Annotated in this window: 28 protein-coding genes and 1 pseudogene; 13 read left to right on the top strand and 16 right to left on the bottom strand. The window is 40.5% G+C overall.

All coding sequences use genetic code 11. The annotated features are described in order from the left end of the window. Positions 1–130: 130 nt before the first annotated feature. The 3 genes from LMF89_RS12950 to fabF all read right to left on the bottom strand — a co-directional run bounded on the left by LMF89_RS12950 (position 131) and on the right by fabF (position 2339). Entirely contained in the window at positions 131–817 is a 687-nt protein-coding gene (locus tag LMF89_RS12950) for an effector binding domain-containing protein (protein WP_229535454.1), read from the bottom strand. Further along, complete coding sequence (locus LMF89_RS12945) at positions 799–927, bottom strand: hypothetical protein (RefSeq protein WP_229535453.1); 129 nt, start codon at positions 925–927, stop codon at positions 799–801. The genes LMF89_RS12950 and LMF89_RS12945 overlap by 19 nt, the downstream gene beginning before the upstream one ends. A 173-nt stretch (positions 928–1100) precedes the next feature. Then, a complete protein-coding gene (gene fabF, locus LMF89_RS12940; protein WP_229535450.1) occupies positions 1101–2339 on the bottom strand; it encodes a beta-ketoacyl-ACP synthase II in 1239 nt (412 codons plus the stop codon). Between the two features lie 370 nt (positions 2340–2709). Between fabF and LMF89_RS12935 the strand changes: the two genes are divergently transcribed. From LMF89_RS12935 to LMF89_RS12910, 6 genes are all read left to right on the top strand, one after another. After that, on the top strand, positions 2710–3033 hold the full coding sequence (locus tag LMF89_RS12935; protein WP_229535449.1) for a hypothetical protein: 324 nt from the start codon (positions 2710–2712) through the stop codon (positions 3031–3033). A gap of 99 nt (positions 3034–3132) precedes the next feature. Continuing rightward, the gene (locus tag LMF89_RS12930; RefSeq protein WP_229535448.1) at positions 3133–4260 is read left to right on the top strand and encodes a tyrosine-type recombinase/integrase; all 1128 of its coding nucleotides are present in this window, start codon (positions 3133–3135) and stop codon (positions 4258–4260) included. After that, positions 4257–6221, top strand: a complete 1965-nt coding sequence (locus tag LMF89_RS12925) for a site-specific integrase (protein WP_229535447.1) — start codon at positions 4257–4259, stop codon at positions 6219–6221. The genes LMF89_RS12930 and LMF89_RS12925 overlap by 4 nt, the downstream gene beginning before the upstream one ends. Continuing rightward, positions 6211–6597, top strand: a complete 387-nt coding sequence (locus LMF89_RS12920; protein ID WP_229535446.1) for a DUF6262 family protein — start codon at positions 6211–6213, stop codon at positions 6595–6597. The genes LMF89_RS12925 and LMF89_RS12920 overlap by 11 nt, the downstream gene beginning before the upstream one ends. 96 nt (positions 6598–6693) lie before the next feature. Then, on the top strand, positions 6694–6894 hold the full coding sequence (locus LMF89_RS12915; protein WP_223068290.1) for a helix-turn-helix transcriptional regulator: 201 nt from the start codon (positions 6694–6696) through the stop codon (positions 6892–6894). Positions 6895–6900: 6 nt separating this feature from the next. Then, positions 6901–7332, top strand: coding sequence for a hypothetical protein (locus tag LMF89_RS12910; protein WP_229535445.1), 432 nt, complete (start codon positions 6901–6903; stop codon positions 7330–7332). 242 nt (positions 7333–7574) lie between these two features. Here LMF89_RS12910 and LMF89_RS12905 read toward each other — a convergent pair whose 3' ends face one another. The 3 genes and pseudogenes from LMF89_RS12905 to LMF89_RS12895 all read right to left on the bottom strand — a co-directional run. Next, positions 7575–7925 (bottom strand): type II toxin-antitoxin system RelE/ParE family toxin, encoded by a 351-nt coding sequence (locus LMF89_RS12905; protein ID WP_229535444.1) that lies wholly within the window; start codon positions 7923–7925, stop codon positions 7575–7577. Then, positions 7894–8199 carry a type II toxin-antitoxin system Phd/YefM family antitoxin gene (locus LMF89_RS12900; protein WP_229535443.1) on the bottom strand — a complete coding sequence of 102 codons (306 nt, stop codon included), beginning with the start codon at positions 8197–8199 and terminating at the stop codon, positions 7894–7896. The genes LMF89_RS12905 and LMF89_RS12900 overlap by 32 nt, the downstream gene beginning before the upstream one ends. Before the next feature lie 82 nt (positions 8200–8281). Next, a pseudogene (locus tag LMF89_RS12895) lies at positions 8282–8710 on the bottom strand (Tn3 family transposase); the annotation flags it as partial. Positions 8711–9193: 483 nt separating this feature from the next. Here LMF89_RS12895 and LMF89_RS12890 point away from each other — a divergent pair. Further along, positions 9194–10315, top strand: coding sequence for a TonB-dependent siderophore receptor (locus LMF89_RS12890; protein ID WP_255711308.1), 1122 nt, complete (start codon positions 9194–9196; stop codon positions 10313–10315). Between the two features lie 231 nt (positions 10316–10546). Here LMF89_RS12890 and LMF89_RS12885 read toward each other — a convergent pair whose 3' ends face one another. The 3 genes from LMF89_RS12885 to LMF89_RS12875 form a co-directional block, all read right to left on the bottom strand. Continuing rightward, complete coding sequence (locus LMF89_RS12885) at positions 10547–11527, bottom strand: PepSY-associated TM helix domain-containing protein (protein WP_229535441.1); 981 nt, start codon at positions 11525–11527, stop codon at positions 10547–10549. Positions 11528–11700: 173 nt separating this feature from the next. Then, complete coding sequence (locus LMF89_RS12880; RefSeq protein WP_229535440.1) at positions 11701–12387, bottom strand: helix-turn-helix domain-containing protein; 687 nt, start codon at positions 12385–12387, stop codon at positions 11701–11703. Next, entirely contained in the window at positions 12332–12688 is a 357-nt protein-coding gene (locus tag LMF89_RS12875; RefSeq protein ID WP_229535439.1) for a hypothetical protein, read from the bottom strand. The genes LMF89_RS12880 and LMF89_RS12875 overlap by 56 nt, the downstream gene beginning before the upstream one ends. Positions 12689–13272: 584 nt before the next feature. Here LMF89_RS12875 and LMF89_RS12870 point away from each other — a divergent pair. Continuing rightward, positions 13273–13779, top strand: a complete 507-nt coding sequence (locus LMF89_RS12870) for a 6TM ABC transporter family protein (protein WP_229535438.1) — start codon at positions 13273–13275, stop codon at positions 13777–13779. A gap of 174 nt (positions 13780–13953) precedes the next feature. Here LMF89_RS12870 and LMF89_RS12865 read toward each other — a convergent pair whose 3' ends face one another. Then, positions 13954–14820, bottom strand: coding sequence for an inverse autotransporter beta domain-containing protein (locus LMF89_RS12865; RefSeq protein ID WP_229535437.1), 867 nt, complete (start codon positions 14818–14820; stop codon positions 13954–13956). 206 nt (positions 14821–15026) lie between these two features. Then, a complete protein-coding gene (locus LMF89_RS12860; RefSeq protein WP_229535436.1) occupies positions 15027–16010 on the bottom strand; it encodes a helix-turn-helix domain-containing protein in 984 nt (327 codons plus the stop codon). 439 nt (positions 16011–16449) lie between these two features. Between LMF89_RS12860 and LMF89_RS12855 the strand changes: the two genes are divergently transcribed. Both LMF89_RS12855 and LMF89_RS12850 read left to right on the top strand, forming a co-directional pair. Next, complete coding sequence (locus LMF89_RS12855) at positions 16450–17046, top strand: TonB-dependent receptor plug domain-containing protein (RefSeq protein WP_229535435.1); 597 nt, start codon at positions 16450–16452, stop codon at positions 17044–17046. A 198-nt stretch (positions 17047–17244) separates the two neighbouring features. Next, positions 17245–18600 (top strand): TonB-dependent siderophore receptor, encoded by a 1356-nt coding sequence (locus LMF89_RS12850; protein WP_229535434.1) that lies wholly within the window; start codon positions 17245–17247, stop codon positions 18598–18600. Positions 18601–18746: 146 nt separating this feature from the next. Here the strand turns inward: LMF89_RS12850 and LMF89_RS12845 are convergent, their stop codons facing one another. Continuing rightward, positions 18747–20420 carry an ABC transporter ATP-binding protein/permease gene (locus tag LMF89_RS12845; RefSeq protein ID WP_229535433.1) on the bottom strand — a complete coding sequence of 558 codons (1674 nt, stop codon included), beginning with the start codon at positions 20418–20420 and terminating at the stop codon, positions 18747–18749. A 399-nt stretch (positions 20421–20819) separates the two neighbouring features. Beyond that, the gene (locus LMF89_RS12840) at positions 20820–21113 is read right to left on the bottom strand and encodes a hypothetical protein (RefSeq protein WP_229535432.1); all 294 of its coding nucleotides are present in this window, start codon (positions 21111–21113) and stop codon (positions 20820–20822) included. Between the two features lie 747 nt (positions 21114–21860). Here LMF89_RS12840 and LMF89_RS12835 point away from each other — a divergent pair. Beyond that, positions 21861–22142: a hypothetical protein gene (locus LMF89_RS12835; RefSeq protein ID WP_229535431.1), complete on the top strand. Its 282-nt coding sequence runs from the start codon at positions 21861–21863 to the stop codon at positions 22140–22142. A gap of 89 nt (positions 22143–22231) precedes the next feature. Here LMF89_RS12835 and LMF89_RS12830 read toward each other — a convergent pair whose 3' ends face one another. Continuing rightward, on the bottom strand, positions 22232–23077 hold the full coding sequence (locus tag LMF89_RS12830) for a MerR family transcriptional regulator (protein ID WP_229535430.1): 846 nt from the start codon (positions 23075–23077) through the stop codon (positions 22232–22234). A gap of 228 nt (positions 23078–23305) precedes the next feature. Between LMF89_RS12830 and ahpC the strand changes: the two genes are divergently transcribed. Further along, complete coding sequence (ahpC, locus tag LMF89_RS12825) at positions 23306–23869, top strand: alkyl hydroperoxide reductase subunit C (RefSeq protein ID WP_229535429.1); 564 nt, start codon at positions 23306–23308, stop codon at positions 23867–23869. Between the two features lie 12 nt (positions 23870–23881). Next, positions 23882–25411, top strand: a complete 1530-nt coding sequence (gene ahpF, locus LMF89_RS12820) for an alkyl hydroperoxide reductase subunit F (RefSeq protein WP_229535428.1) — start codon at positions 23882–23884, stop codon at positions 25409–25411. 65 nt (positions 25412–25476) lie between these two features. On the opposite strand, the gene LMF89_RS12815 is transcribed toward ahpF, so the two are convergent. Then, positions 25477–25917 (bottom strand): helix-turn-helix domain-containing protein, encoded by a 441-nt coding sequence (locus LMF89_RS12815; protein ID WP_229535427.1) that lies wholly within the window; start codon positions 25915–25917, stop codon positions 25477–25479. Next, entirely contained in the window at positions 25907–26476 is a 570-nt protein-coding gene (locus LMF89_RS12810; RefSeq protein ID WP_229535426.1) for a hypothetical protein, read from the bottom strand. Before LMF89_RS12810 ends, LMF89_RS12815 begins: the two co-directional genes overlap by 11 nt. Positions 26477–26745 lie beyond the last annotated feature (269 nt).

The raw sequence follows: 26745 nt of genomic DNA, 5'->3' as shown, positions 1-26745 counted from the left end.
CCCCGTATCGGACTTTCACCGACTAGTAAGCGCCCATGCTGGGCGCACCTAAAAAAAGGGGGAAAATTTCTTAATGAAATTCTCTCCCTTTACTTTTTACCATATAATGACTTTTAAAAAAAACCTACAATTAATGGATTTCTGTAATTGGCTGATAAATATCTAATTCACAATAATTATCTTTTGATAAGGAAGTATCTATATACTCAAATCTAAAAGTATCTGCAAATTTAAAACCGGACTTAAGAATCCATTTGGAATACATGTGAACCAACAAACGTCCTATATGCCGTCCATTAATATCATCTGGACGAAAAAAACCAACAAAACGAAACACTACATACTTATATGCAGGTATAGAAATTTTTGTCATTCCTTCAGGTATATCAACTAACGCATCCACTTGGACAGAAGGAATATAATAAATATATCCCTCGTCGTTACCACTCCAATCTGTATAGCCAAAATACACCTGTGGATTTATTGCATTAGTAATTTTATGCTTATCATTATAAAAAAAATCCTTGCCATAAGCATTAGCAACTTTATCTCCTGATTTACTTACTATTAAATGCTTCTTGCCAATTAAATTAAACTTCTGTTTAAAAATAAAAAAAGGTTTATATATGATTGAATTATCAACAGACAGAATGTCATTTACATTAAGCTTTTCCTTAATAATTAACGACATCTGCTCTGACCTTGCTTTTAGAGGCGTATACCCAAATTTCTTACGAAAAGCCCTTATATATGACTGTTCATAATCAAAACCATAATCTAGAGCAATATCAATGATTCTCATGTTTGTATTGACCAGTTCATTAATACTTGATGAAAGTTTTCGTGACTGGACATATTCATTAGGGATTCACCAGTTAAAGATTTGAACATTCTATGCAAATGATATTTTGACATTTTAGAATGCATGGCTATATCATCCAAAGTAATCTTATTATAAATATTATTTTCAATATAAGTAATACATTTTATGACAGCCTCTTTCATATCTATCATATCTTTTGCCCCGCCCCCAAACATCATACCAATTTGCTATAAACCCAGCAATGAATCAACACTACCTTTACCTATAGTGCCAAAATTTACTTTAAGAAGCCTTTCAACATCAACGATGCATTTTGTCCTCCAAAACCAAAGGAATTGGTCAATGCATAAGAAATATCCGTTCTTTTGCCTTCGTTAGGGACATAATTCAGGTCACATTCAAGATCTGGAGTTTTATAATTAATTGTTGGTGGTAAAAACCCTTCCTTAAGGGCAAGCGCCGTTATAATCGCTTCAATGGCTCCTGCTGCTCCTAATAAATGACCTGTCATTGATTTCGTTGAGCTAACGGGGAGTTTATACGCATAGTCACCAAAAACAGCTTTGATAGCAATTGTCTCAACTTTATCGTTTAATTTGGTCGAAGTTCCGTGGGCATTAATATATCCAATATCGGAGGATTTCACACCAGCATCTTCCATAGCCAACTTCATACACTTTTTTGCACCATCCCCATCTTCAGCCAATGCTGTGATATGGTATGCATCATTTGTACAACCGTAACCTACAACTTCTGCAATAATATTTGCTCCTCTGTGTAAAGCATGGTTGAGTTCTTCAAGTATAAGGACACCAGCACCTTCACCCAATATAAACCCGTCTCTTTCTAAATCAAAAGGTCTACAAGCAGACGCTGGGTCTAGATTTGTTGTCATTGTTTTATTTGCACAAAAGCCTGCTAGTGCCAATCTTGTAATTGGTGCTTCTGCTCCACCTGCTATCATAAGGTCAGCACCATTTCTTTGAATTACTTTAAAAGCATCACCAATTGAATTGGTGGAAGAAGCACAGGCTGAAACAACGCATTCCGTAAATCCTTTAACCCCATACTTTATAGCGATCAGTCCTGAAGCCATATTTGCTAACATCATGGGAACAAAGAACGGACTGACCCTGCCAGCTCCCTTTTCTAAAAGTGTTTTGTGTTGATTCTCAATTGTTTCAATACCGCCTACACCAGATCCAATCATTACCCCAATTCGCTCTTTATTCATTGTCTCAATATTTAGTTGTGCTATCTCGATTGCCATTTGCGCTGCTGCCATAGCATATTGCGCAAACTTATCCATTCTTTTAATTTCTTTTTTTTCGATAAATTGATTTGGATCAAAATCCTTTATTTCAGCGCCAACTTGCGTCGGTAAATCTGATACATCAATTCTTTCAATTCTACTAATTCCAGATTTCCCCTCTTTTATTGACTCCCAAAATTTATCTACTCCAATTCCCAATGAAGATACTGCTCCCATACCTGTAATAACTACACGTCTATTCATAGTATAAACCTCCCACTTTTTTAGTTGATTACTTTATATATTTCTGCTTCTCTTTGTTCTCTATCGGGTCGTAAAGGTATATCTTACACTTTGTCCTTCAAACCAAATGTATTGTGAAATACTTTTAGGGGTCTCACCAGCAAAACGCGGTTATCTTAACTAGTCAAAACGGATGACTTTACAGTATTCAATGTAAAGTTATCCGTTTTTTTGTTTCTTTAAATCCTAGATAACTGTATTCAGTTTTATAGTATTTATAGTAAATTAAGAAGGCTTATGTTTAAGGGGCTGACTTGATGGATTTAATGGTCCCCTTAATAAGCAGCAAAGACTTGAAAAAACATCATTAAATCAGGAGGATTCAACAATTATGAATACGTTCAACCTAAAAGAAACAACAGCCCTGTTACACTCGTATGGTTTCAAATGTGACACAGAAATGGTAAGCCATTGGATAAGTGAGGGGAATATTAAAAGCATTGAAAACAGTGGAGCATTCGAAGTTTTAGAGGAAGAAGTTTATAGATTTATAGAGGCGTATAGATGGGAAGGTACGGCTTTTGAGGAGGGCATTGATGATCAAACCAAGATTGAGAGATTACTAGAAGAAAACGCACATCTTAAGGAGCAAATTATAAAACTACAAGAGGAAAAAGCTAAATTAGAAGATCAATTGGAAATCATACCATTTTAATTTAACTATGTCCCAATTACCGAACCCAATGGGAGATGTTCGGTGGGTCACTTTAGCAAATAAAGGGAATTTAGGTTATTCCAGCAACAGGAGGATTATATGAGAGTAATTACCCTTCTAACAAAAGAAGGAAAGACTCGGTACATGTTACTAGATCATAACAATGAACCGGTCCAACCAGTTTTACATTATTTAAAGTTTAAGGACAACAGTGGAGCCTCACGTAATACCTTACGGTCATTCTCATATCATTTAAAGCTTTTCTTTGAATTCTTAGAACAAATAAATAAGGATTATCGTGATATTGGAATAGATGAAATGGCGGATTTTATGCGATGGTTACAAAACCCACACCAGGATGTAAAGGTAACTCCTATCTTCCCTAAACAGCCAATTAGAAAAGCAAAGACGGTAAATATCATCATCAATACTGTTCTTGGATTTTATGACTACCTAATGAGACATGAGGACTATAGTATTCAGCTAACAGAACGTTTAAAGAAACAAGTATCTGGATCCTACAAGGGGTTTAAAAGTTTTCTGCACCATATAAACAAAAATAAATCCTTCACCTCTCATATTCTGAAGTTAAAAGTGCCGAAACAGCAGCCGAAAACACTCTCGAAAGATCAAATCGCATTAATTATGAATGCTTGTGTAAATATACGGGATCAATTTTTAATACAGCTACTTTGGGAAAGCTCTATGCGTATTGGTGAAGCACTCACCTTATGGCTTGAGGATTTCGAGGTTGATGCGAGAAAAATTCATATACGTGATCGGGGTGAGTTGTTTAATCTAGCTGAAATTAAAACGGTATGTAGTCCACGAAGTATCGATGTATCTGAGGATCTAATTAATATGTACTTTGATTATATTGCTCAATTTCATACCGATGAAGTTGATACAAATCACGTTTTTATTAAGTTGTCAGGGGAAAACAAAGGACAACCGTTAGAATACACCGATGTAGTAGCACTGGTTCAGCGTCTGCGTGATAGAACAGGCATTTATTTCACTCCGCATATGTTGCGCCACACATCATTAACAGAACTAAGAAAGGCTGGTTGGAGAGATGAACATTTAATGAATCGGGCTGGCCACGCTCATATTCAAACAACAATGCAGATGTATATCCATCCTTCGGATGAAGACATTCGAAAAGATTGGGAAAACGCTCAAGAGAGAATGAAAATCAACAAAGAAAATAAGGAGAATAACGAATGAATTTATCCGTTGGATACCTACTCCCAGAAAATAAAGTCAGTGAAATAACCAAAAAAATCTCTGGGTACTTTAAAAATGACATTTGGGATGCCGATGATACGGCTTTTAAGGATTTTAGAAAATCAGAATGGGGAAAAACCCATCGTAAAATGGATTTTTCAGTATTTCCATCTAAGCTTAAAAATGAGGTTAAGTTTTTTATTCTTACTCGTATTCAAAAAGATGATCTGCAATTGTATTCAGCAGTACATAATTATGCCAGGTCTTTTAAACAGCTTTCTAAATTTCTCAAGAAATTTTATCCCCATATTAATAGTTTTGCAGATTTAGACATAAATAAAGCATTGATGCAATTAAGGTCACATCTAAGTGAATTAGGTTTGAGCATACGAATTTATGGGAGAAGAAAACTTTCGAATTACGAAAATCTACTGAATCGTTTATTTTTGTTTTATAAAGACTTCTATGATACAAGAGATGAATTTGAAAAAGATATCTGGGATGTAAGAAATATTCCTGGTGCAAAATTTCCTGATCATGATTCAAGACATATCCTGAATTTCGAGGATGTCCCTATACCCTTTCGCCCTTTAGCAAAAAGATATTTAAAATTTAGAATCAGTCATTTATCTCTTGGCCAATGTACTCTCGACGTAAGAATTTTAAAGTTATTTTTGACATTTATACATGATAAAAATCCTTCTTGGAAAGATTTAAATGACTTAACACGAAAAGATATCGAAGATTATCTTATATTTCATAACAAGAAGTTTCATGACAAAATACCGTCAAAGAGAAGTTATTTAATTGTCCTAAATGTGTTTTTGGAAACGATTGAAAAACTGCAATTTGATGAGGCGCCTGCTTTGCCTGTGAATCTATTGTTGTTTAGAGAAGATTTCCCTAGACCGATTAAAAAATCTGAAAATGATATCAAATACATTCCTGAAGGGGTTCTTCAACAAATTGAGGAAAAACTAGAGTTCTTAAAACCATCAAAGTACATACCAATCATTGTATTACTTCGAGCTACTGGTTGGAGAATATCAGATATTCTTAATCTACGTTACGATAATTGTTTAGAACAAACATCGCAAGGATGGTACTTATGCGGTGATATTAAAAAAACACAAGTAATGAATCATCGTGCACCGATTACAAAAGAAGTAGCAGGGATAGTAGAAGCTGTAATAAAAGTGACTAAAGATCAAAGCAATACGATTAATAATCCTAAAAACTATTTATTCGTACAACTAGAAGGTGTCCGGAGAGGCCGACCCTATAATTATTATGACATTCACAGAAGTTTGAGGCGCTTTACTGAAGAACAAAACATAGTTGACGACTCTGGAAATCCCTTTTTTATTAAAAATCATGCCTTCCGGCATACCAAAGGTGTAGAGCTTCTTAATAACGGAATGAACATACTTCATGTTCAAAAATGGATGGCCCACGCTTCCCCTGAAATGACCTTACATTATGCAAAAATTCTCGATACTACCATGCGTAAATCTTGGGAAGAAGCTACAAAACAAGGTATTTTTCGGATTGACATTGAAAATAAACGTCCAGTTAAAGTTGAACTAACGGATATTGAGAATGAAGATATCATTGAATGGGAATATATACGCCATAATTTAGACGCTGTTAAGATGGAGCTTGGCTATTGTATGAAACCAATTAAGCAGCCATGCCCCACTCAAGCGAACCCTTGTCTGTCTTGTCGAAATTTCTGTACAACACCAGAATTCATACCTAAATTTGAAACGGAAATTAAAGAAGTTAGAAATGTAATTGAGCGTGGCAAGGTTTTAGGTCGTCAAGTTTGGATAGATAAGAATCAAACCACTCTAGATCGTCTAGAGCCTATTCTAGAAATATTGAAGACTGGTACAACTCATCATTTAGCTGGGAAAAAAGGCCGCGAATATATTGGAGAGGAACACACTCATGAAAAGTAAGCATATTAGAAATACCGAAGGCGTTAAAAAACATGCCCAAATGAAAAGCCAAGAGACTGCTCAAAAGGTTGATCAAGCTATACAACGCCTTATCAAAACGAAGGCTAAAATTAATTTTAATCAGGTTGCGATGGAGTCAGGTGTATCTAAGGCTTTTCTTTATAACAATCAAGAAATACGGAACCGAATAGAAGGATTACGAAAGCAGCAAGAAGGTCTTAATACACCGCAAACTATAAAACATAATATGACAGATGCCAGTAAAGATGCGCTTATCGCAGCCAAAAATAACCGAATTAAAAAACTTGAAGAAGAAAATAAATGTCTAAAGGATGAATTGTTGAAATTACGTGGTATGATCTACGATCAAATTTGAGCAGTTTAGTTGAACAATAGCTTAAATTTAAATGTAACATATATATTGAATTATGTAATATATATGTTATAATCTATCTAAGGGGTGATACAACATTTGGAGAATAAAGTTAAGATTGCTCGTACTCAAGTAAGTTTGACACAACAACAACTGGCAGAAAAGATAGGTGTCACTCGCCAAACTATTAGTTTGATTGAGAAGGGAAAATATAATCCAACCCTCAAGTTGTGTCTGGATATTTGTTATGCGGTTAATAAAACATTAGATGAAGTATTTTGGGTAGATAAAGGAGAATGATTACAAATGAAAAAAATTACAGATGAACGTTTAGTATTACAGAATTTAAAAAACATCCGCATTGCATATATCATTCAAACTATTGGTATTCTAGGAATTTTAGGATATGACTTTGTTACAAAAGGGTTAGACGGTATGAGAGAAAATCCCCTATGGCTTGTTTTTATGATAACCACAGTTATTTCCGCATATTTATCAATGAGTATTAGTGCAGACCATGAAAGTAATAAAACTAACCCGCAAAAGAGTCTAAGTATTTCACTGGTTGTACTTATTTTAATTTCAACTGTTGTTGGATTTTTTGTATCACTCACTGATGGCTTTACTATAATCAACGGGGTAATTATGGGCGGAATACTATTAATTTGCGGTCTTATTCCAACAGTCTATATCTATAATCTACGAAAAAAACGACAAGATGAAAATACCGAAGAATAAAAGGGAAATCTTCCTAACTTTTCATTAATGGGTAGCGTTAATTGAACACTTTCTAGATAAAATCATTAAACTTTTTTTAAACCAATACTTACACTGAATACATGTAAACGATGTGAGAACTGTTGATATCCCAATAGTTCTCACGTCGAAGTTAAGATAAGTCGGAATTTCGTACGCTAAGGGATTTTTTACAGGAAGAAAGCCATTTCTCTGTACGCTAAGAGAAATGGCTTTCTTCTGATTTATCTTACTTTAATAATTTTTATTGGTGTATTCAACCATAGATTCTGTCGAGTATCTACGACATATACAATATGAATATTTTCCCGTTCAACCAAGTACAAAATCGCATGATGCTTATATACCAGAGCTTTATGATATCCTATTTCTGCGAAATTAGGTAAATTGTCCGGGACACCGTACATATATGGATTTTGACCGATAATCTGTAGCTTTTCATAAACTGCATCCCGAAATTCTTTGGCTGCCGGAGGGTAGTTCATGGCATCCACATAAAAGTCCACGACTTCCTTAATATTCGCTACGGCATTAGGAGTTATATTAACCTGATATTTGCTGTCCTGACTGCTCATGCATACGCTCCTTTAGGTACTGGTCAATGTCGGTCATAGCTGCATCCAATGGCAAGGATTTGCCCTGCCGGATTTCGGCTTCGGAGCGTAGTAGATTTTCATACATGCTGATTTTTGCTGATATTTTTTCGTAATGGCTGCTGCTCATAATAACCATGTGATTTGATCCATTTTTAGTAAGATGGACAGGCGTATCTTGGTCAATCGCAAAGGCTTCTACATCTGCCATTCTTTTCGACAACTCACTAATGGGACGGATAATCGTTTTAATCATGGTTTCACCTTCTTTACTGATTTATCTTTATTATACCCTGCATTTCGGAAAATATAAAGATAATCTTCCGAAATAAAAACATTTAAGTCTTACTAATTTCATTAAGTAGTCTTAACGAATTCAAACTGGCAATTTTCTTAGTATCGAAGCGATATTCGCCCAGGAAGTTTACGTGTTCCCATCCTAACGGAGAAATGTTATTTAGTAGATTTTCTTTTAATTCACCGCTATTTTTTAAAACTTTAGTAGCTTCAGACAAGTAAACAGTATTCCAAACGCTAATAGCGTTGATGATGATATTTAGTGCACTGGCTCTTTGTAGTTGATCCTGCAAGGCTCTTTCACGCAGCTCTCCGTGCTTTCCAAAGAAAATTGCCCTAGCCAGGGCGTTCATTGCTTCGCCCTTATTTAGTCCTTTTTGTATTCGTCTCCTCATTGATTCGCTTGAAATATAATCCAGTATAAAAATTGTTTTCTCAATCCGGCCCATCTCACGAAGTGAGGTCTCCAAACGACCAACCAGCACTGAACTGCGGGAAATCCAGCTGCAGGCCGGCAATAGCAATCAGCTTAGCGCGGCTGTGGATATTGGCGGACCAGCACGGAAAGATGGCAAATTACTGTTCAGGCTGACAGGCCGCACCACCGGAGAAGATTTGTATGTTGACAGCAGCAACAGTAAGCAGTATTTCATCGCACCGGCACTAACCTGGCGTCCCAATGAGAACACCAGCCTTACCTTGCTGACTCATTTCCAGAAAGATGATGTCAAAGGGAATTATGAGTATACCCGCAAGATTTATCTTCCAGGACATCCCTTATACGGCTTTTCTGGCAAATTGTTTATCGGTGATTCCAATTATGACCATTATACCCGTGACGCGTCCCAGATCGGCTATCTTCTCGAACACCGCTTCAATGATACCTGGTCCATGACCCAAACCGCCCGTCATCTAGACCTATCCTATCGCTTTAAACAACGGATGCCGTTCAGCTGGCAGCAGACGGCCGCACCCTTACCCGATCAGGCCGCTATGGCACCGGCGACTTTGCCGCAGATGCCATTGATACTCACTTTCAGGCGAATTGGTCTGCAGGAGCAGTTGCCCATGTTACGCTGCTGGGTCTTGATTTCAGGCATAGTGATTATAAATACCGCTGGGGAAGGGGCTCTCTGCCTTCCCTCGATCTGCTCAGTCCTAACTATGGGCAAGCTATTACTCTGCCATCATTTTCACAAATGACAAATGCCACTACCAGACAGACCGGCTGGTATGTACAGGACCAGATGAAATTCGGTGACCGCTGGACAGCCCTGGCTGGCGGACGCTTTGATCAATATAAAAGCGATTCACTCAATCTCAAAAACGGCCTCCATACACGATTTGATCAGGATGCCTTTACTGGCCGCCTGGGCTTAGTCTACGATGCTGGCGGCGGTGTGATGCCTTACATCAGCTATAACGAATCCTTCCAAGCCCAATCGGGTACCGATCGGATCGGTAACTCCTTCGATCCTACCACCGGTCGTCAATATGAGCTAGGCATTCAATACCAGCCAGCCAATAGCAACGCCCGTTTTACTGCCGCCATTTTTGATTTGCGCAAACAAAATGTGCTGGTTACCGATCCCGTAGACGATAATTTTAGCATTCAAACCGGCGAGGTGGCTTCCAAAGGGCTGGAACTGGAAGCTAATATCGCCGCTTTAAAAGGCACGAATCTAACCGCCTCTTATACCTTACTCAATAACAAAGTAACCAAAGACACTGATCCAAATCGAATCGGTCTGCGCACTGAAGGTGTCCCCCGCCACAGTGCCTCTATTTGGCTGGATACCACCTCCCCGACTGAAGAGAAAAAGCAAGGCTGGAGCTTTGGCGCTGGACTGCGCTATATCGGCTCCCGCTATGATTATGATAACCTCCATAAAGTGGGTGGAGTATGGCTGACCGATGCCCTTGTCCGCTATGATACTGGCAATTGGCGTTACGCTCTTAATATCCATAACGTCTTTGACAAGCATTATACCATTGGTGACTTCGCCTCTTCCGACTACTACTATACAGTCGACAAAGGCCGCACCATCCAACTCACAGCCACCCTCCGCTGGTAGATATTTCACCTATAAGAAAATCTATACGTCTTTTAAACAGTTATAACGAATCGAACCGCAAAGACGCAAAGGACACAAAGGGGCTATTTCTATTTTCTTGTGCCCTTTGTGGTTCATAATATCTCTTTTTCCACCTATAAAACTTATGCTTTCTATAAATTTGGAAAGAACCATTACCGCATCCTTTTATCTTAAGGTGCGGCAATGGTTCTTTTTCTTTTCGTACCGTAATTAACTGCGCAGCCAGTAATATCCGGTGAGCACAAGGGGTATTGCAAGAGCAACAGCCGATATGGTATTGAATTCCTTGCCAGCCAGAGGCGCGATAATTCCAAATAACGTAATCAATATAATAACCACAGGCAGCAGCCAGATTTGCCTGGACGACTGCCGTACCGGAGGGACAGATTTAGCCTGTAGCTTATTCGCCGCATTGCCTTTGTTCGGCCTGAATTTGACAAACCAGGCATAAATGCCGGTGATGATCATAATGCAGGTCAAGGCATCCGTAATAAACCATAAGATTTTCAACGGCAAGGTGTCATGATTGCTAAAGTGAACTGGATTAGCCATAGAAATCGTCTGGATATACCAAGGCTGTTGAATGACGGCAGTAACCTTTCCCGTAGACGCATCAACCCAGACAGGCTTATTCAAGTGAGCGCCCCAACCTTCCCCCTGTGTGCGAACCGTATAATGCCAGCGCATTTTCCCGTCTTCCTGGGGCACTTCGATTCCCGTTATTCTGCGATCAGGTAAAGCGGCTTGGGTCACTTCCATTGCCTCATCAATAGAAATACGATGGACAGGAAAAGGCTTGTCTTGATAATCGATCAAGAATTCCTTGCGTATGCTTTCGTTCCAAGCATTATGAACCGGACCAGCAAATATAAAAATAAAGCCGCTTAAACTTAATAATACTGCCCAGGAAAGTGTGGCAATCCCCAGTAATTTATGCCAGTCCATCCAATAAATACGCCGATGAGAAGAACGGATCGTCCCAAAGGAGATGTTTTTCATAAAAGGTGCATACAGCCAGATACCCGAGAGCAAAGCCACAACGCTTAATCCGCACATCGCTCCGAACCCTCCATAGCCTTTTTCAATTATGCAGCACGCTAAATCAACTGAAAGTTGATGACCTTTATTAGTATAACAACCCGTTCTTTCATTCGTCAAGTATTCTAGCTCGGTATAAACGGCTCCACCCAAACCTGCCTTCCCCTTACAAAGGAAAGATAACCAGCATTATTACTACGATAACACAAATAATGTCGTGATATAAAAGAGCATAAATATATCATTTCGGAGTATTTATAATCACATTTTCAGCACCATTCTCCCGGAAAAGGTACTGATTTTCGCGTTGATATATCTTGCTATCGCTACAAATTAAAGGATTTCCTAAATTGGCTGGGAGTGAAACCATGGACTTTTTTAAAGGCGGCGGTAAACTTACCATGGCTTTCATAACCCACCGTTTCGGCGATGTTTTTTATGCTAAGCTCATCACTCCACAACAGGCGCATGGCATATTTCATTTTTTCTCCCCGTACATAGTCAGCGATCGTCATTCCATACCAGCGTTTAAAACAACGATAAAGTTTAGGCACGCTCATTTCTGCCAGGATCGCCAGTTTATCAAGTTTAGGTGGCGCAAGGATATTCCGATCCAGTTCCGCTTTAACCAACCAAATGTACTTCCGATTTTGATAACTCAGGTGATTCTTACGCTCGCCCTTCAGATATTTCTTCCAACCTATCTCATACTCCTGATTACGCTGAAGGATGGAGAGAAGTTCAATTGCTTTACCCTCATAATAAACCAAAGAGATTTGGGCATTTATAACGGCACATTTCAATTGATCAAAAATCAGCATAATCTCCGGAGTATCATACTGGAGTAGGCTCCAGGTCAAAGCATCTTTCGCGGTAAAGAGCTGTTCCTGAGGCCGATTTTTGAAGTACTCGGCAATAAAGTGATCACATATCGTAATGCTGGTGTAAACCTGTCGGTCAGGAGCAGTAAAGGTTACCTTGACAGGCCGGCCCTGATGAACAATAAGATGCATGCCTGGCTGTAGCCGCCGGGCCTTTTTTGCCTTTCTCAGTAATAATTAGATTGCCAGAATCGAAAGAGCATAGCCACAGGCAGTTGTCTGGAAAGGTGTAGATTCTAGTGATTGTCTCTATTGGTTTAAAATAAGCTCTGGTTAGAGTCAGCCCTGGCGCAGGGTGAATATCAACGAGCCAGCTATTGTCAGCTTCTGGCTCTAATTTATATTGAATTCCATTTCTATAATTACTCTTTTTACCGCCTAATTGTGCTGCCAGTCCCTCGCTTCCCAGCAAGTTATCGTTCTGTGTATTCATACTATCATCCTTTCTTTAGGGGAAAGTGAATTGATCTTTTTCATTTGCTGCTTTCAGGATAACATGCATTACATCTGATAACAAATACAAAATTGGTCGTCATTGGACAGGAACTACAGGAGGAGCCTTAGCCATTGGTGCACCACGTACCTTATTATTGTCAGCGACAGTGGATTTATAGTAAATCGTAACAAGGATTAACTGTCTAAATAACGGGATTTTGATATCTTTACGCGGCATTATGCTCTTACTAGTACCCCACTTCAAAAGGCAGTACCATTCCCTCGGGAAGGTGCTGCCCTTTTCATTCACGTTTCTTATCATCAGCATCTTAACTATTGATCCCGAAATAATTTAATTATACTCTAATTTAACATGATAAAAACTTAACATATGGTTGAAGAAATATGAAAAACACTCACTTGATGGGTCCCTCAACTTGTTCTTCAACCTGCTGCAATCATCTTCCTCAGCAGTTGACGCATATAAAATCAACTTGCTATAATGACCAAGGAGTCACCGGAGTGACAACTGCACGGTATCACTGATGATTTTTAAAATTGAGAGGCAGGTTTATCGTTACCATGAAAGTATGTATCCGGGTTATCCTTGGTGCCAAAAAATACTGGGGCTACCTTATTTTGTCGATGATCTCCATCATATTATTGACTCTTACACAATTATACGCACCATGGGTGATAAAGGAACTGACGGCCCTTGCGACAAAGAGCGATCCAGAAATTGCAACCAAGGCCCTGGAAATGGGACTAACCCTGCTGGCCGCCTATGCCCTACAGGCATTATGCTCCTTTACCCGGGGATATTCAGGCCATTACGGCGCCTACCATGACCCAGTGCAGGGCAGCATCTTAATTGATAACTGCGACCTTAAAGATGTATCCCTAAAAAGCCTGCGGGATAATGTGAGTATGGTACTGCAGGATGTATACTTATTTACTGGCACGGTGTTTGAAAATATTACCTATAGCTTAAAAAATGCGACGGAAGAACAGGTTATAGCCGCCGCCCAAAAAGCACAGGCTCCGAAGCCGAAATCCGACAAGGCAAATCCCTGCCATTGGATGCAGTAATGACTGACATTGACCAGTACCTAAAGGAGCGTATACATGAACAGTCAGGACAGCAAGTATCAGGTTAATATAACTCCTAATGCCGTAGCAAATATTAAGGAAATCGTAGACTTTTATGTGGATGCCATGAACTACCCTCCGGCCGCCAAAGAATTTAGGGATGCAGTTTATGAATCATTCTACATAAATATCGTTTTTACGTTGGACCTTCTCCAGAGATTTTGTTGCAAGAACAGTCTTTTCATCCTCACTTCTAAAGATCCTTTTGCCTTTTTCTATCATTGCCGGCCCTTTGTGTCCAAGTGAATAAAATATTTTTCCATAATGCTCCCCGCCGTTATCATCCAAATAGCCGAATTCAATATTCAACCTTGGAGTGACTTGCAATTGTGTATAGATCTTAAAATCAACGTCATCAATGGAATTATTATAATCCCACGAGTACCCCTTTATGTATACTTGTGCCCATGGTGCATATGCAAACGTAGTTCCAACGGAATAATCATACCCACTCAAAGCACGTTCGTAAATTGCATTGGAAGGATCAACCATTTTTTCACCGGAAATATTATAATACATATTGGCCTGGTATTTGTTACGTCCGTTAGCATATTCAAGACCTCCTCCAACCCGGCCATGTCCATATTTGAATCCATGATCATAAAAAGTATTCACAGTATACATTGACGTCTTATCAGCCGAAAAGATACGCCGCCCAAGGATAAGATTAGCCACTGTACCTGCACTTAAATCATTGCCCAATCTGAACTGTGTGAAATTGGTAATCTGATCGGAAGGAACTCCAATTGGCTGGATGGTTTCGATTGAATAGATTGGCGTACCGTCCGTTTGAAAACGGAACCCAATATCCGTACGCTGCAGCCAGATAGGAAATTCATTTCGTTTAAAGTCTTGAATCCCCTGGACAATATACGAATTTCCCACCCTGGTTAATCCATCTTCTACGCTAACCTCCTCCGCAGAGCCAATGGGCTGCAGCATTATGGATAAAAGCATCAAAATGGATATTATTTTTCTCATCTGCATCCTCCCTTTCGACTGAAGCTATGCTAACAACCCCTATGTGCATCTAGAATGATTGCTAAAATTTTTCCAATTACTGGTTATCATTCTCATATTTAATTATTATTTTATAATATAAACTGTCTAATAATCAATACCATAAATATATCTTTCAGCCCTATATATTGCTTATGAAGACCTATTTTTTCATGAGCCACTTTCAGCTACAAACCGAACAACTTCCTAAACTCATTAGGCGTAAAACCATGTACTTTTTTGAAGTTGGCGATCAATTGACTGCTGTTCTTATAGCCAACTGCCGCCGCAATATTTTTAATGTTCAGGTCATCATTTGACAACAGCCGCATGGCTTCTTTCATCTTCTCCTGGCGCACATATTCATCCATGGTAATTCCGAAGGTTCCCTTAAAGCATTGGCGCAGTTTGGTTGCACCCATTCCGGCAATGGTCGTAAGCTGTTTAATTGAGGGCGGATTTAAAATGTTTTTATCAAGTTCCTCCTTGACCAAAAACATATATTTCTTGTTTTGATACGTAACATAACGGCGCCGCTCTTCTTGCAGCTGCCTTTTCCAAAACCATTCATAACGAACATTGCGTATAATCAATGCCAGCAATTCGCCGATCTTATTCTCATAATACATTAACGGTACACTGGCAATTCTTAGGGCATATTTTAGTTGCTCAAATAACAACAGGATGTCCGGAGTATTATACTGGGCAAACTGCCACCCATCATAATCAGCGAAATTGTAAGACGGCTCTACTGATTTATCTCGCAAATGTACATGAATCCATTCATCAAACAGCCAAATACTGGTAAACCAAATTGGTGCATCAGCGTCGAATACAATTTTAAATGGCTGCCTTCCTGTCTGCACTAAATGAATACCGGGCTGTAGCCGCCGTGCTTTCTTTCCAGGCTCTAGAATCGTAATCACACCATTAGTCACCGAGCATAGCCACCGCCCATTCTGCCTGATGTCATATTCCCTGACTACGGGCTTCAGCAAAGTAACGTAGGCGTTAGTAACAAATAATCCAGCAGAAGGATGTGCTTCCATCAGCCAGCTGTCACCATGTTCTGGCGGTAAGCAATATTCAACAACATTATTCTGATTAATTTTTGTACAGCCTAACTGGGCGGCCAACTCCGCACTGCCTGTCAAGTATTCATTCGTTCCCACGGCGATCTTCCTTTCCAACAATTGGCGAGACGTTAGAGTTTAATTCACGTAATCTGTTTCTTTATCATAACATGGAATCAGTATAAAAAAATAACCTGTATCGTAATTTCATACTGCCAAATACCACTAGGATACGGTTTTAAATCGCAAAATCATCTCAAACAGCAGCCTATAGTATGATAATTATTCTCACATCATAGGCTACTGATTGATTCTTTACACCCCCAAAAATCACCTTCTCCTTCAATTGACTCTATAAAAAAAGCCTTGCTATAATAGATCCAGGTTAGTCCACTATTTACTAATCCTAGTAGGGCTAATTGTCACTAGTGAATGTAATAAGCTAAGCAATTTTATTGATATTGATTATTTTTATCATATGATTTTTGCTGTTAGGCCAGCAACGAAAATCACCCTGATGAACCAAGGAGTCGATACTATGGAAAAAACAACATCTCATGCCAGAAAAAAACTTCTGTATGCCTTGCTAGGCAGCAGCCTGCTCTGGCAGTGGCCTAATGCTGCCTCCGCTGAAGAGGCAATTGAACCCCAAAGTGCTGTAGCCGATATCGCTTCGCCCCAATCTGAATTCACGTTGGAAGGCGTTGAAGTAACGGCAGACAAAGATAACTTAGCCAAACGCAGCACAATCGGTACCAAGACCGATGCAGCGCTCCGCGATATACCGCAGTCCATCAGTGTAGTAACACGGGACCAGCTTAACGCCCGTGGTGTAACTAACTTGGCAAAGGCCTTGGAATATAGCGCTGGTATCACTGCCCAACCATATGGTAACGATCCACGCTGGAACTGGAGCCTTGTGCGAGGATTTAGTGTCGGTTATGAGGGTACTCGTGTGGACGGCTTGAGTTTGTTTGGCAACAATTTCGCAATATGGGATTTTGAACCCTACGGCATGGATCGCCTAGAGATTCTGCGTGGCCCTGCTTCTACCCTCTACGGCGGCGGTTCGCCCGGTGGTATGTTTAACTATAGTGACGATCTTTTATGTACTGAGACTGGAAGGTCACGTTAGTGTTCTTGCTGATTTTCCAGGCAAGAGAGGGGGCGATGAAGGTACGTTTGGTACTACTATAGTTATCTGATAAATCCTGGTCACGAGCCAGCGCAGTCAAACGGAAGGTTAGGTTTTCCTGTCCATCTACCTGCCCTCCAAGATCAAGAGCGGCACTGCGAAAGTGGTCGCTGCCGCCTTGTAGTTGTATTTCCCGTAATGGTTCGGCTGTTGGCCGTTTGCTTACCCGGAAATACTGGAAATAGTATTTATCATCCTGGTGATAATCTTTATGGAGTTTCTAAAAAATATTTTTTAGGCATACCAGGCTGGACTGGTTATGACCGGGAGCAGTATTATTACGGCTATCTCCTAGATCACAAGGTGAATGATGTCTGGTCTCTTCATCAAAATTTTCGCTATGGTCATGTGGGTACAGTCTATAATATGAACTCAGCAACTCTACAGCCCGATGGGCACACCATGGCACTGAGTCCATTGTATATTTACGATGAAACCGCAGATTCCTATACCTTCGATACCTATGGAGAGGCTAAATGGAAGAGTGGCGTTTTAAACCATCAATCTATTGTGGGAATTGACTATCGGAAGGGTGATTTAGAAAGACGTTACGGCGAAGGTGGCAGTACCGCGGATATCGACCTTGACAATTTGAAGTATGATCAATCTTTGACTAAGCCAGAAACTTCGTTGATCTATAAGGCTACCGTTAAACAAACCGGCCTTTATGCCCAGGACCAGATTAAATTTGGCGATAAATGGACAGCGCTGCTCGGCGGTCGTCACGATCATTATGATCGTGACGCCGTTAACCCTCAGACTGGAGTAAGGACACGTCAAACAGCTGATGCTTTTACGGGGCGCGTGGGAATGGTATATCATGCTGGGCGTGGGCTGTCACCGTACATCAGCTACTCTGAATCATTTGAGCCAGTGGAAGGTCAAGATCGCCATGGTAAAATTTTCGACCCAACAACGGGCAAACAATATGAGCTAGGCATTCAATATGAGCCTGAGAGCATGAATGCACGTTTTACAGCCTCCATTTTCGACCTACGCAAACAAAATGTGTTGACCTCTGACCCACTGAACACTCCCAGTGAGTGGTTTAACGTACAAGTAGGCGAAATCACCTCCAAAGGCCTGGAATTGGAAGCCAACATGCCTGTCTTTAAAGGCTTGAATCTTACAGCTTCCTATACATTGCTGGATTCAAAAAAGACTAAAAGCAGCGATCCTACAGAAATCGGTCTTCGAACCCAGAGTGTTTCACGGCATAATGCTGCCCTGTGGCTAGATACTGCCACACCAAACACGATTTCTAAAGGTCTGAGCTACGGCGCAGGAGTGCGATATATTGGTTCCCGGTACAATGCTGCGAACACGGTTAAACTCAGCGACGTGGTGGTAGCCGATGCCTTAATCCGCTATGACTTGGCTGATTGGCATTACGCCCTCAACGTCCGAAACTTATTTGACAGGAAGTACGAGGCATCCTATGGATACGCAGGTGAAGAACGGACAGTATTGCTGACTGCAACCCACCACTGGTAGTCTGAAAATATAACTACATAAAATGAGGACCACCTGTCTAATGGGTGGTCCTCATTTTAACACTAATTTTACGTCAGAGTGTCCTCCTTTAATATGAAGAGGGGCTATCGCACTAAAAATAGTGTGGCAGCCTTTACTCATCTCTATTAGGCCACTAAATCCCAGCATCCTTTTCCTTTAATGGTCAAGATTTTCTGATGATAGACAATTAAGTCCTTACGATGACCAACGCTCATTACTCCCGTGCCCTTTAACTCACTGCGAATCAGACTATATAGCTTTTTCTCCGTAGCTTCATCCAATCCAGAAGTAGCCTCATCCAGAAACAGCCACTGCGGCCGCTGTAAAATGGCCCGGGCAAAGGCAATGCGCTGCTGCTCGCCCAGAGAAAGAACATGGGACCAGTTCTCCTGGTCATCCAAGCGTTCCAGTAAATGCTCCAAACAACATTTCTTCAAAATCCCCTGAATCGCTTCCTCTGAATATTCCTGACTGGAGCGTGGATAAAGCAGCGCTTCCCGTAAGGTCCCGACAGGTAAATAGGGCGACTGGGGTAAAAACAAACACTGCTGATTCTGGGGAATGTGAATATGCCCCTCGCCAAAAGGCCAAATTCCGGCAATTGCCTTGATCAATGTACTTTTGCCACAACCAGATGATCCGGTAATCAGCAAAGATTCACCAGGCTGCAGCCTCATGGCAAAGTTGTCCAGCAATAGCTCCCCATTTGGCAGCTTGAGGTTCAAATTCTCTACCGAAAAAGCCGAGTCAGGAGCGTTAATAATCCGAATCGACTGTTTCTGGTCTAATCGCTTAAACTCTTCCATGGTATCCATCAAAATAACCAATCGTTTTACAATGGCTTTTAGCTCCGTAATCTCTTTATACCAACTAGAAAAAAACAGGAGCGACCGTTGTACCTTTTCAAAAGCTCCCGTGATCTGCATCAGTCCTCCCAGTTGAAGCTCTCCGCTAAAAAAGCGCGGAACCGCAACAATGTAGGGAAGAGGCTCCGTACCCCTGCACATGGATTTATGAAGATTATCATACACTTTTTTAAAATAATTCCTGAGCAAATGACGTTCCCGCTTCTCTCCTGAATACAAAGCAATCTCCTCTGCATATTCCCGCAGGCGCACTAAGGCAAAACGAAAATCTGCTTCATAACGTTGCTGTAAAAAATTGAGCTGTACCAGGGGATGACCCATTTTCCCCATAACACAATCCACCATCAAAGCATATCCCAAGGCAATCCAAACCATATCACCGGGAATTGTGATACTCGACTCCCTCCAGGACAAAGAAAAACTACCTGACAACTCCCACAGAATCAATGTAAAACTGCATAGGATTCCAAGATTGTACAAGAACCACAAAAAAATCGTCAAGAGGGAATCAATAAATAATTTTACATCTTCACAAATCATCTGATCCGGATTATCAATACCGTTATCCTGAAGTTGCAGACAATAATATTTTTTTGACTGCAAATATTCCCCCAATAGCCGATCGGTCAGCCAGCTGCGCCAACTCACCGCCAACAGCTGACGCAGATAGTTTTGGTAGACACTTACCGCCCAAGCCGCCAGGATCAACCCACCCCAAAGATATAAGGAATCCAGAAATGCCGCCATATCCCTGTCCTGTAATGTATTGAAAAACACATTGCGCCATTGATTCAACCACACCTGGATATAAACACTGGTAATATTCAGCCCAATAATAACCAGCAATAGCAATATCGCATAGTTTTTTGCTTTCGATCGCCAATAATGGTTACCAACCTTCCAGATCCCTTGTAATAGGCTAAAATGCTCCACCTTTGCTCACCCTTCAAACGTATCCTTTTTGATACTGCCAATTATGAACATAATTATATGCGATAACGATAATCACTGTCAATTACGCTCTGGCTTTATTTCTATGTAAATTAGCGATTCACCAGAAAATATCACAGCCACCTCTTTGTCAGAGGTGGCTGTGATATTTTACAATCATGAATCGGACAGCTTCGTCCGGCAATAGTCAAATAAGTCTCACTGTGCCGGGAATTGGGAAATCTATGTAAAACCGATATTATTACATTAAATAAGCGAACGATTACCATTGTGAACAGAACACAACTGGAAGCAATGCTTAATGAATAAGCATTGATGTGGCAATAGAGCTGTTGAAAAGCAGAAAGAAGCAAAGGAATCATCCCTTGCTTCTTTTGCTTTCTACCTTCGAACTGACTCCCATGCTAACGACTGCATCATAAGCTTTATGGCATCACAAAATCCTTGATTGTAATAGATTTCTCCTGCAAGGATTTCTTTCTCCGTAAAGTTCTCCTGCATTTTGTCTACAATATCAATGCCTTCTTTCGATAAGATCTCCAATAACCTTTTTTTCAACTGATTATTTGATTGCTCTGCCTGATAATACCCTTCTGAAACTTTCTCTAAGCACCTTAGCTCCTCTGCATCATGCATATGTCTTAACTCTCGTGCAGCCGTTTCAAAAATCCTCATCGCAGCAACTCCTTTGCAGTAAGGTACAACTTGCAATGATTGAATATCACTCTATATTCCCCCATTTTTGGCTGTGTGAGGATTAAGCCCATCCTTCTAGGAACATCCAGCAAACAGCCTTTTTTAATGGGGAAATTAAAAAGCGCATGCCAGGTTTATTAACCTACACATGCGCTATTGTTGCGTCGTTTGTATCTATATCCGATAACCCGGCTGATTGGGGTACCACAAAGATATCGCAGAAAATCCCCCTTTATGAATAAAGGTTCCTGCCTAAATTACAGCCTGTTACTGGATAGGACAAATCGATTACTCAATGCAGCCGCTAGCCTCTGCCAAAACTACATTCTCTATGATACCCCGAACATACCTTTGCTTGTAATCAAGAAACGTTCACGGTATAATAAATCTGTCGTCGTGGACAGTTTAGCTGTTACGTGTAGGTGCCAACACACCTGCTCGTGCCTGAGAGTGGTGACACACTCTTAGGACACGGCGACTTTTTAATTTCCACCTATTACTAATTATAGTACTTTTTGTTGGGATTGCAAGCAAAAAAGTATCGTAGTCTTGTGATTGACTCCGCTCATTATTTTATACTGATTGGCACTAGAAATTCAAAGGCTTCATACGGTATTCATTTCGTTTCTCCGGCTTTCCAGCAATTTGTATGATAAAATATCCTCATTGTACAAGCATAATTGCCTATGATACAATAAATTAACGATATGAACGGGAGGTACAGCCATGGAAAAGATCTTACAGCAGTTACTAGAAGGCCAAAATAAACTATTTGAGAATCAAGATAAGAAAAGTAAGAAGCTTGATCTGATCGAACAGGCGGTACTGATCAACAATGATCGTTTAAATAACATTGATAGTAAACTCGCGAAAAACACAAGCTTTATCTCTGCCCTATCTCAAGATGTCGCAAGAACAGCAACAAAGAATTCGATAAATAGACTTGACACTAAAATTGATTTGATAAACAATAAACTTTTTCAAACTGAACAGATATCGCACTATTGAAAATCGTAAATAATTAGCTAATAAATCCAATTCTACCTGCTGAAAATATCAGCAGGTTTTATTTATACCTAGATGCCCTTCTGCAACTACTATTCTTTGTGACCAGTAAACGATGTCCTTAAACGATCCTTCTTAATAGAAACCCAAATCTCATAGTAATCAAGTCCATCTTTGTGAACACTTGTCAAATATCGCCCAATCAGAGGACCTGCAACCTGATTCCCCTGGTCTTGCAGCCACTGCATAGCTTCCGCGAGCATATGGTTGGTCTGTTCAGAGTAATCTGTGCCTGTGACGGTATATAAATAATCGCCTTCTCTCATGGCTGAGAACCCTTGCTGTTCGGCATGGGCCAACAGTTGTAAATTTTCTTCATCGAAGCTAATACCTAACTGCGACTGACAAAATCTCTGATTTTGCAGCAGCTCTGCCTGTGGGATAAACAAAGTATACCTGATCTGATTCAGCCAACAGCGATCCGGTTTCTTGTAGCTGCGAACAATATCAAACAAATCATCAGCTTGTGCACCGACAAATTTATAACGAAAATCGGGAGCCTGAACAATTGAAAATTGCCCCAGCATTTGCTCACATAATTCATAGTGTTCTACAACCTGAGTAAGCATTTTGCGCTGTCTGATTAGCCCTTGTATTTTGTCCTCTACGACTTGTTGATTATGTTTAAGGACATCCTTGATCTCGTGAAGATCCATCTTCGTCACAATCTGGCGAATATCCTTAACTGCCAAATCCATGTTGCGAAAAAACAGAATATCTATAAGAATGACCAAATCATCATACGAATAATATCGGTAGCCATTCTCTGCCTTTTTATTGGAAGACAGCAGCCCTGCTTTTTCATAATAACGCAGAGTATCAGTTGATAGGTCAAACAGTTTGGCCATTTCACCAATCGTCCACTTCTTTTCATTCATCTGCTTCACCTGCTCTAACTTTTTATCACCCGCCCAAAACGCTTCATTGGTCAAGATCGAGTGTTTTTGCTTTCGTAATTTTAATTTATAATTTTTTTCATTTTGACTATTGACATTTAATGAATTAAATAAGATAATATGAATCAAGAGATAATAATTATCGTTTAGTTGAATTTATCAACCAAGCATTAATTATTAGTTAAAATTTATATTTGGAGGTAATTTATTATGTCACTAATTGGAACAGAGGTAAAACCGTTTAAAGCGCAGGCTTATCACAATGGAAAGTTTGTTGAAGTTACAGAAGAGGCTTTCAAAGGCAAATGGAGCGTAGTCTTATTCTATCCGGCAGATTTTACGTTTGTGTGCCCGACAGAACTTGAGGATTTGCAAAATCAATACGCTACTCTAAAAGAACTGGGTGTGGAAGTATATTCTGTTTCCACGGACACTCATTTTACCCATAAAGCCTGGCATGACAGTTCGGAAACCATTAAAAAAATCACCTACATAATGATTGGTGATCCCTCCCATACGTTGTCAAGAAACTTCGAAGTGCTGATTGAAGAGAACGGTCTTGCTGATCGCGGGACATTCATCATCGACCCTGATGGCATCGTGCAGGCGGTTGAAATCAATGCCGGCGGCATCGGTCGTGATGCAAGCACACTGGTTAATAAAATTAAAGCAGCACAATATATTCGGAAAAATCCAAACGAGGTTTGCCCGGCTAAATGGCAGGAAGGTTCTGCTACACTGAAACCAAGTCTGGATCTTGTCGGAAAGATTTAAGAGGTGGGTTCAATGTTACTAGATCAGGATATTAAAGAGCAATTATCTCAATATCTTCAGTTGTTGGAAGGCAATGTGCTGATTAAAGTCAGTTCAGGCAGCGATACTATATCTAGTGACATGATTGCTCTGGTAGATGAAATCGCCTCTATGTCTCCTATGATCACAAGCGAGAAAACAAAGCTGCCAAGAACACCAAGTTTTAGTCTCCATCGTGCAGGAGAAGATAGTGGAATCACCTTTGCCGGTATTCCTTTGGGACATGAATTTAACTCTTTGGTGCTGGCTTTGCTGCAGGTTAGCGGCAGAGCACCAAAGGTTGAGCAAAAAATAATCGATCAGATTAAAGCAATTAAGGGTACGTATCATTTTGAAACCTATATCAACTTGAGCTGCCATAATTGCCCCGAGGTTGTTCAAGCTCTAAATCTTATGAGTATCCTTCATCCGAATATTACCCATACCATGGTCGATGGTGCTGCTTTTCAAGAAGAAGTGCAGAGCAAAGAAATTATGGCGGTGCCTTCGGTTTATCTGAATGGTGAATTTTTTAGCAGCGGTCGTATGGAAGTAGAGGAAATACTTGCCAAGCTCAGTGATGGCTCTGATGTCTCCGAAGTAGAAGAAAAAGAGCCCTTCGATATTCTTGTTGTGGGAGGCGGTCCGGCTGGAGCCAGCGCGGCTATTTATGCGGCAAGAAAAGGACTTCGTACCGGGATTGCTGCCGAACGGTTTGGCGGTCAGGTTAAGGACACCCTTGGAATTGAAAACTTCATCACTGTAAGATATACCGAAGGTCCTAAACTGGCGGCAAATCTTGAGGAGCACGTGAAAGAATACCCGATTGATGTGATGAAGCTGCAGCGCGGCAGACGCTTGGAGAAAAAAGAGCTGATCGAAATTGAGTTGGAAAATGGTGCTGTCTTAAAGAGCAAAGCAGTTATTCTTTCTACAGGAGCCCGCTGGCGCAATATTGGCGTACCGGGAGAAGCCGAGTTTAAAAATAAAGGTGTGGCTTACTGCCCCCATTGCGATGGTCCTGTATTTAAAGGAAAACCTGTGGCCGTTATTGGCGGAGGCAACTCTGGTATTGAGGCGGCAATTGATCTGGCCGGTATTGTGGAGCATGTGACTGTGCTGGAATTTTTGCCGGAACTGAAAGCTGATGTTGTGTTGCAGCAACGTCTTTACAGTTTGCCGAATGTGACGGTTTTGAAAAATGTTCAAACGAAAGAAATCACCGGTACGGATAAGGTCAATGGCCTTTCTTATATTGATCGCAGCACAGGAGACGTACATCATCTGAAACTTCAGGGGGTATTTATCCTAATCGGTCTTATTCCGAATACCGATTGGCTGGATGGCACGGTAGAACGCAACCGCTTTGGTGAGATCATTGTAGACAGCCGCGGTGCAACCAATGTGCCGGGAGTGTTTGCCGCGGGAGACTGCACAAATACTCCTTATAAGCAGATTATAATTGCTATGGGGTCCGGTGCGAATGCGGCACTAGGCGCATTCGACTACTTAATACGGAATTGATTTTCACGACGCAAAGGAAGCTCAAAAAAGCCTTTGCGTCTTTTTCTTTTGGCCATGAACCATTGCTATAAATTAAACGACTGCCTCACCTGCCTGGGCGTCAAGCCATGAATTTTTTTAAATGCCTCCGTAAACTTGCTAGGCCTCGCATACCCCAGAAGTGAACTGATATTTTGGATACTCATCTCATCATGCCATAACAAACGCAGTGCATGGTTCATCTTTTCCTGCCGTACATAGTCAGCTATACTCATCCCATAGCACGATTTAAACAATATGCGCAGCTTGGTGGTTCCCATTCCAGCAATAGCTGCTAGCTGCTTAACTGACGGCGGGTTTAGTATTTCCTTGTCTAACTCCGCCTTAACTTTCCAAATAAATTGTTGATTTTGATACGTTACATGCTTGGGGCGTTCCTTTTTTTGAAACCATTCCGCATGTTTCGGAGTTTGCACAGCACATAAAATTAAAGACAAAATTGCAATTATCTTGCTTTCAAAATACATTAGCGGCGTCACACCGCCTCTGATTGCAAATCGAAGCTGTTGAAAGTGCAGCCAGCAACTCTGGGGTATTATAGTAGTGACTTGGCCAGGTTAAAGCATCGTTTATGGTCAATGTTTCCTTCCACTCTCTATCCTGCAAGTATTTACTGATAAAATCGGCAAACACCCAAACACCAGTATATCGGATGTGCTTTTCATTGCCAAAGACTACTTTAAATGGCTTGCCCTGGTTAGCCAGCAGATGAATGCCTTGCCTCATTCGCCTTGCTTTCTTGCCCCTTTCGAAAATGGTAACATCACCGCTCTCAAAGGAGCACAAGAACAATCCTGGCTGCTCAATTTCATAAGTCTTGGTAACTGGTTGATGCAGTGTAAAATAGGCATCGCTAACAAAAAGACCAGTTTTAGGATGAATATCGATAAACCACCTATCACCATTTTCAGGAGGAAATACATAGGTAATACCTTTCGGACATCTGCTAAGTTCCCCGCTATCTTTAGTACATCTTAACTGTGCAGCCAGTTCGGCATTACCGTCAAAGTATTCATTTGTAGCCATATTCTCCCCTCCTTGCTATCTGTTTATCCCAAGTACAGCATCAGCCTTAAAACGGTACTTCACTTTACATCGTTTATCATATCATGTTGGCACACCATCACCAACAACGCCAACCAAAATATTAACCCTAAAATTTTCACAGAACTACCCCTCAAAAACGCAGTGACCTTTTGTTTTGCATGCCATCATATGAGTATCAATAGAACATTTCTTTTATCTTCCTATATACCTGCTTCTGGTCTTTCTGTACAGCCATTGACTGCCCTTAA

The organism is Pelosinus baikalensis (genome assembly GCF_020819555.1).
Lineage (GTDB): Bacteria > Bacillota > Negativicutes > DSM-13327 > DSM-13327 > Pelosinus > Pelosinus baikalensis.
The sequence above is the reverse complement of the archived record's forward strand: the minus strand, read 5'-3'. Positions and strand labels throughout refer to the sequence as shown.

What these genes read in the sequence shown, in the direction of transcription:
- LMF89_RS12945 (WP_229535453.1), bottom strand. Translation starts at nt 927, where the DNA reads ATGCATTCTAAAATGTCAAAATATCATTTGCATAGAATGTTCAAATCT.
- fabF (WP_229535450.1), bottom strand. Translation starts at nt 2,339, where the DNA reads ATGAATAGACGTGTAGTTATTACAGGTATGGGAGCAGTATCTTCATTG.
- LMF89_RS12935 (WP_229535449.1), top strand. Translation starts at nt 2,710, where the DNA reads ATGAATACGTTCAACCTAAAAGAAACAACAGCCCTGTTACACTCGTAT.
- LMF89_RS12930 (WP_229535448.1), top strand. Translation starts at nt 3,133, where the DNA reads ATGAGAGTAATTACCCTTCTAACAAAAGAAGGAAAGACTCGGTACATG.
- LMF89_RS12925 (WP_229535447.1), top strand. Translation starts at nt 4,257, where the DNA reads ATGAATTTATCCGTTGGATACCTACTCCCAGAAAATAAAGTCAGTGAA.
- LMF89_RS12920 (WP_229535446.1), top strand. Translation starts at nt 6,211, where the DNA reads ATGAAAAGTAAGCATATTAGAAATACCGAAGGCGTTAAAAAACATGCC.
- LMF89_RS12910 (WP_229535445.1), top strand. Translation starts at nt 6,901, where the DNA reads ATGAAAAAAATTACAGATGAACGTTTAGTATTACAGAATTTAAAAAAC.
- LMF89_RS12905 (WP_229535444.1), bottom strand. Translation starts at nt 7,925, where the DNA reads ATGAGCAGTCAGGACAGCAAATATCAGGTTAATATAACTCCTAATGCC.
- LMF89_RS12900 (WP_229535443.1), bottom strand. Translation starts at nt 8,199, where the DNA reads ATGATTAAAACGATTATCCGTCCCATTAGTGAGTTGTCGAAAAGAATG.
- LMF89_RS12880 (WP_229535440.1), bottom strand. Translation starts at nt 12,387, where the DNA reads ATGCATCTTATTGTTCATCAGGGCCGGCCTGTCAAGGTAACCTTTACT.
- LMF89_RS12875 (WP_229535439.1), bottom strand. Translation starts at nt 12,688, where the DNA reads ATGAATACACAGAACGATAACTTGCTGGGAAGCGAGGGACTGGCAGCA.
- LMF89_RS12870 (WP_229535438.1), top strand. Translation starts at nt 13,273, where the DNA reads ATGAAAGTATGTATCCGGGTTATCCTTGGTGCCAAAAAATACTGGGGC.
- LMF89_RS12865 (WP_229535437.1), bottom strand. Translation starts at nt 14,820, where the DNA reads ATGAGAAAAATAATATCCATTTTGATGCTTTTATCCATAATGCTGCAG.
- LMF89_RS12855 (WP_229535435.1), top strand. Translation starts at nt 16,450, where the DNA reads ATGGAAAAAACAACATCTCATGCCAGAAAAAAACTTCTGTATGCCTTG.
- LMF89_RS12850 (WP_229535434.1), top strand. Translation starts at nt 17,245, where the DNA reads ATGGTTCGGCTGTTGGCCGTTTGCTTACCCGGAAATACTGGAAATAGT.
- LMF89_RS12840 (WP_229535432.1), bottom strand. Translation starts at nt 21,113, where the DNA reads ATGAGGATTTTTGAAACGGCTGCACGAGAGTTAAGACATATGCATGAT.
- LMF89_RS12835 (WP_229535431.1), top strand. Translation starts at nt 21,861, where the DNA reads ATGGAAAAGATCTTACAGCAGTTACTAGAAGGCCAAAATAAACTATTT.
- LMF89_RS12830 (WP_229535430.1), bottom strand. Translation starts at nt 23,077, where the DNA reads ATGAATGAAAAGAAGTGGACGATTGGTGAAATGGCCAAACTGTTTGAC.
- ahpC (WP_229535429.1), top strand. Translation starts at nt 23,306, where the DNA reads ATGTCACTAATTGGAACAGAGGTAAAACCGTTTAAAGCGCAGGCTTAT.
- ahpF (WP_229535428.1), top strand. Translation starts at nt 23,882, where the DNA reads ATGTTACTAGATCAGGATATTAAAGAGCAATTATCTCAATATCTTCAG.
- LMF89_RS12815 (WP_229535427.1), bottom strand. Translation starts at nt 25,917, where the DNA reads ATGTATTTTGAAAGCAAGATAATTGCAATTTTGTCTTTAATTTTATGT.
- LMF89_RS12810 (WP_229535426.1), bottom strand. Translation starts at nt 26,476, where the DNA reads ATGGCTACAAATGAATACTTTGACGGTAATGCCGAACTGGCTGCACAG.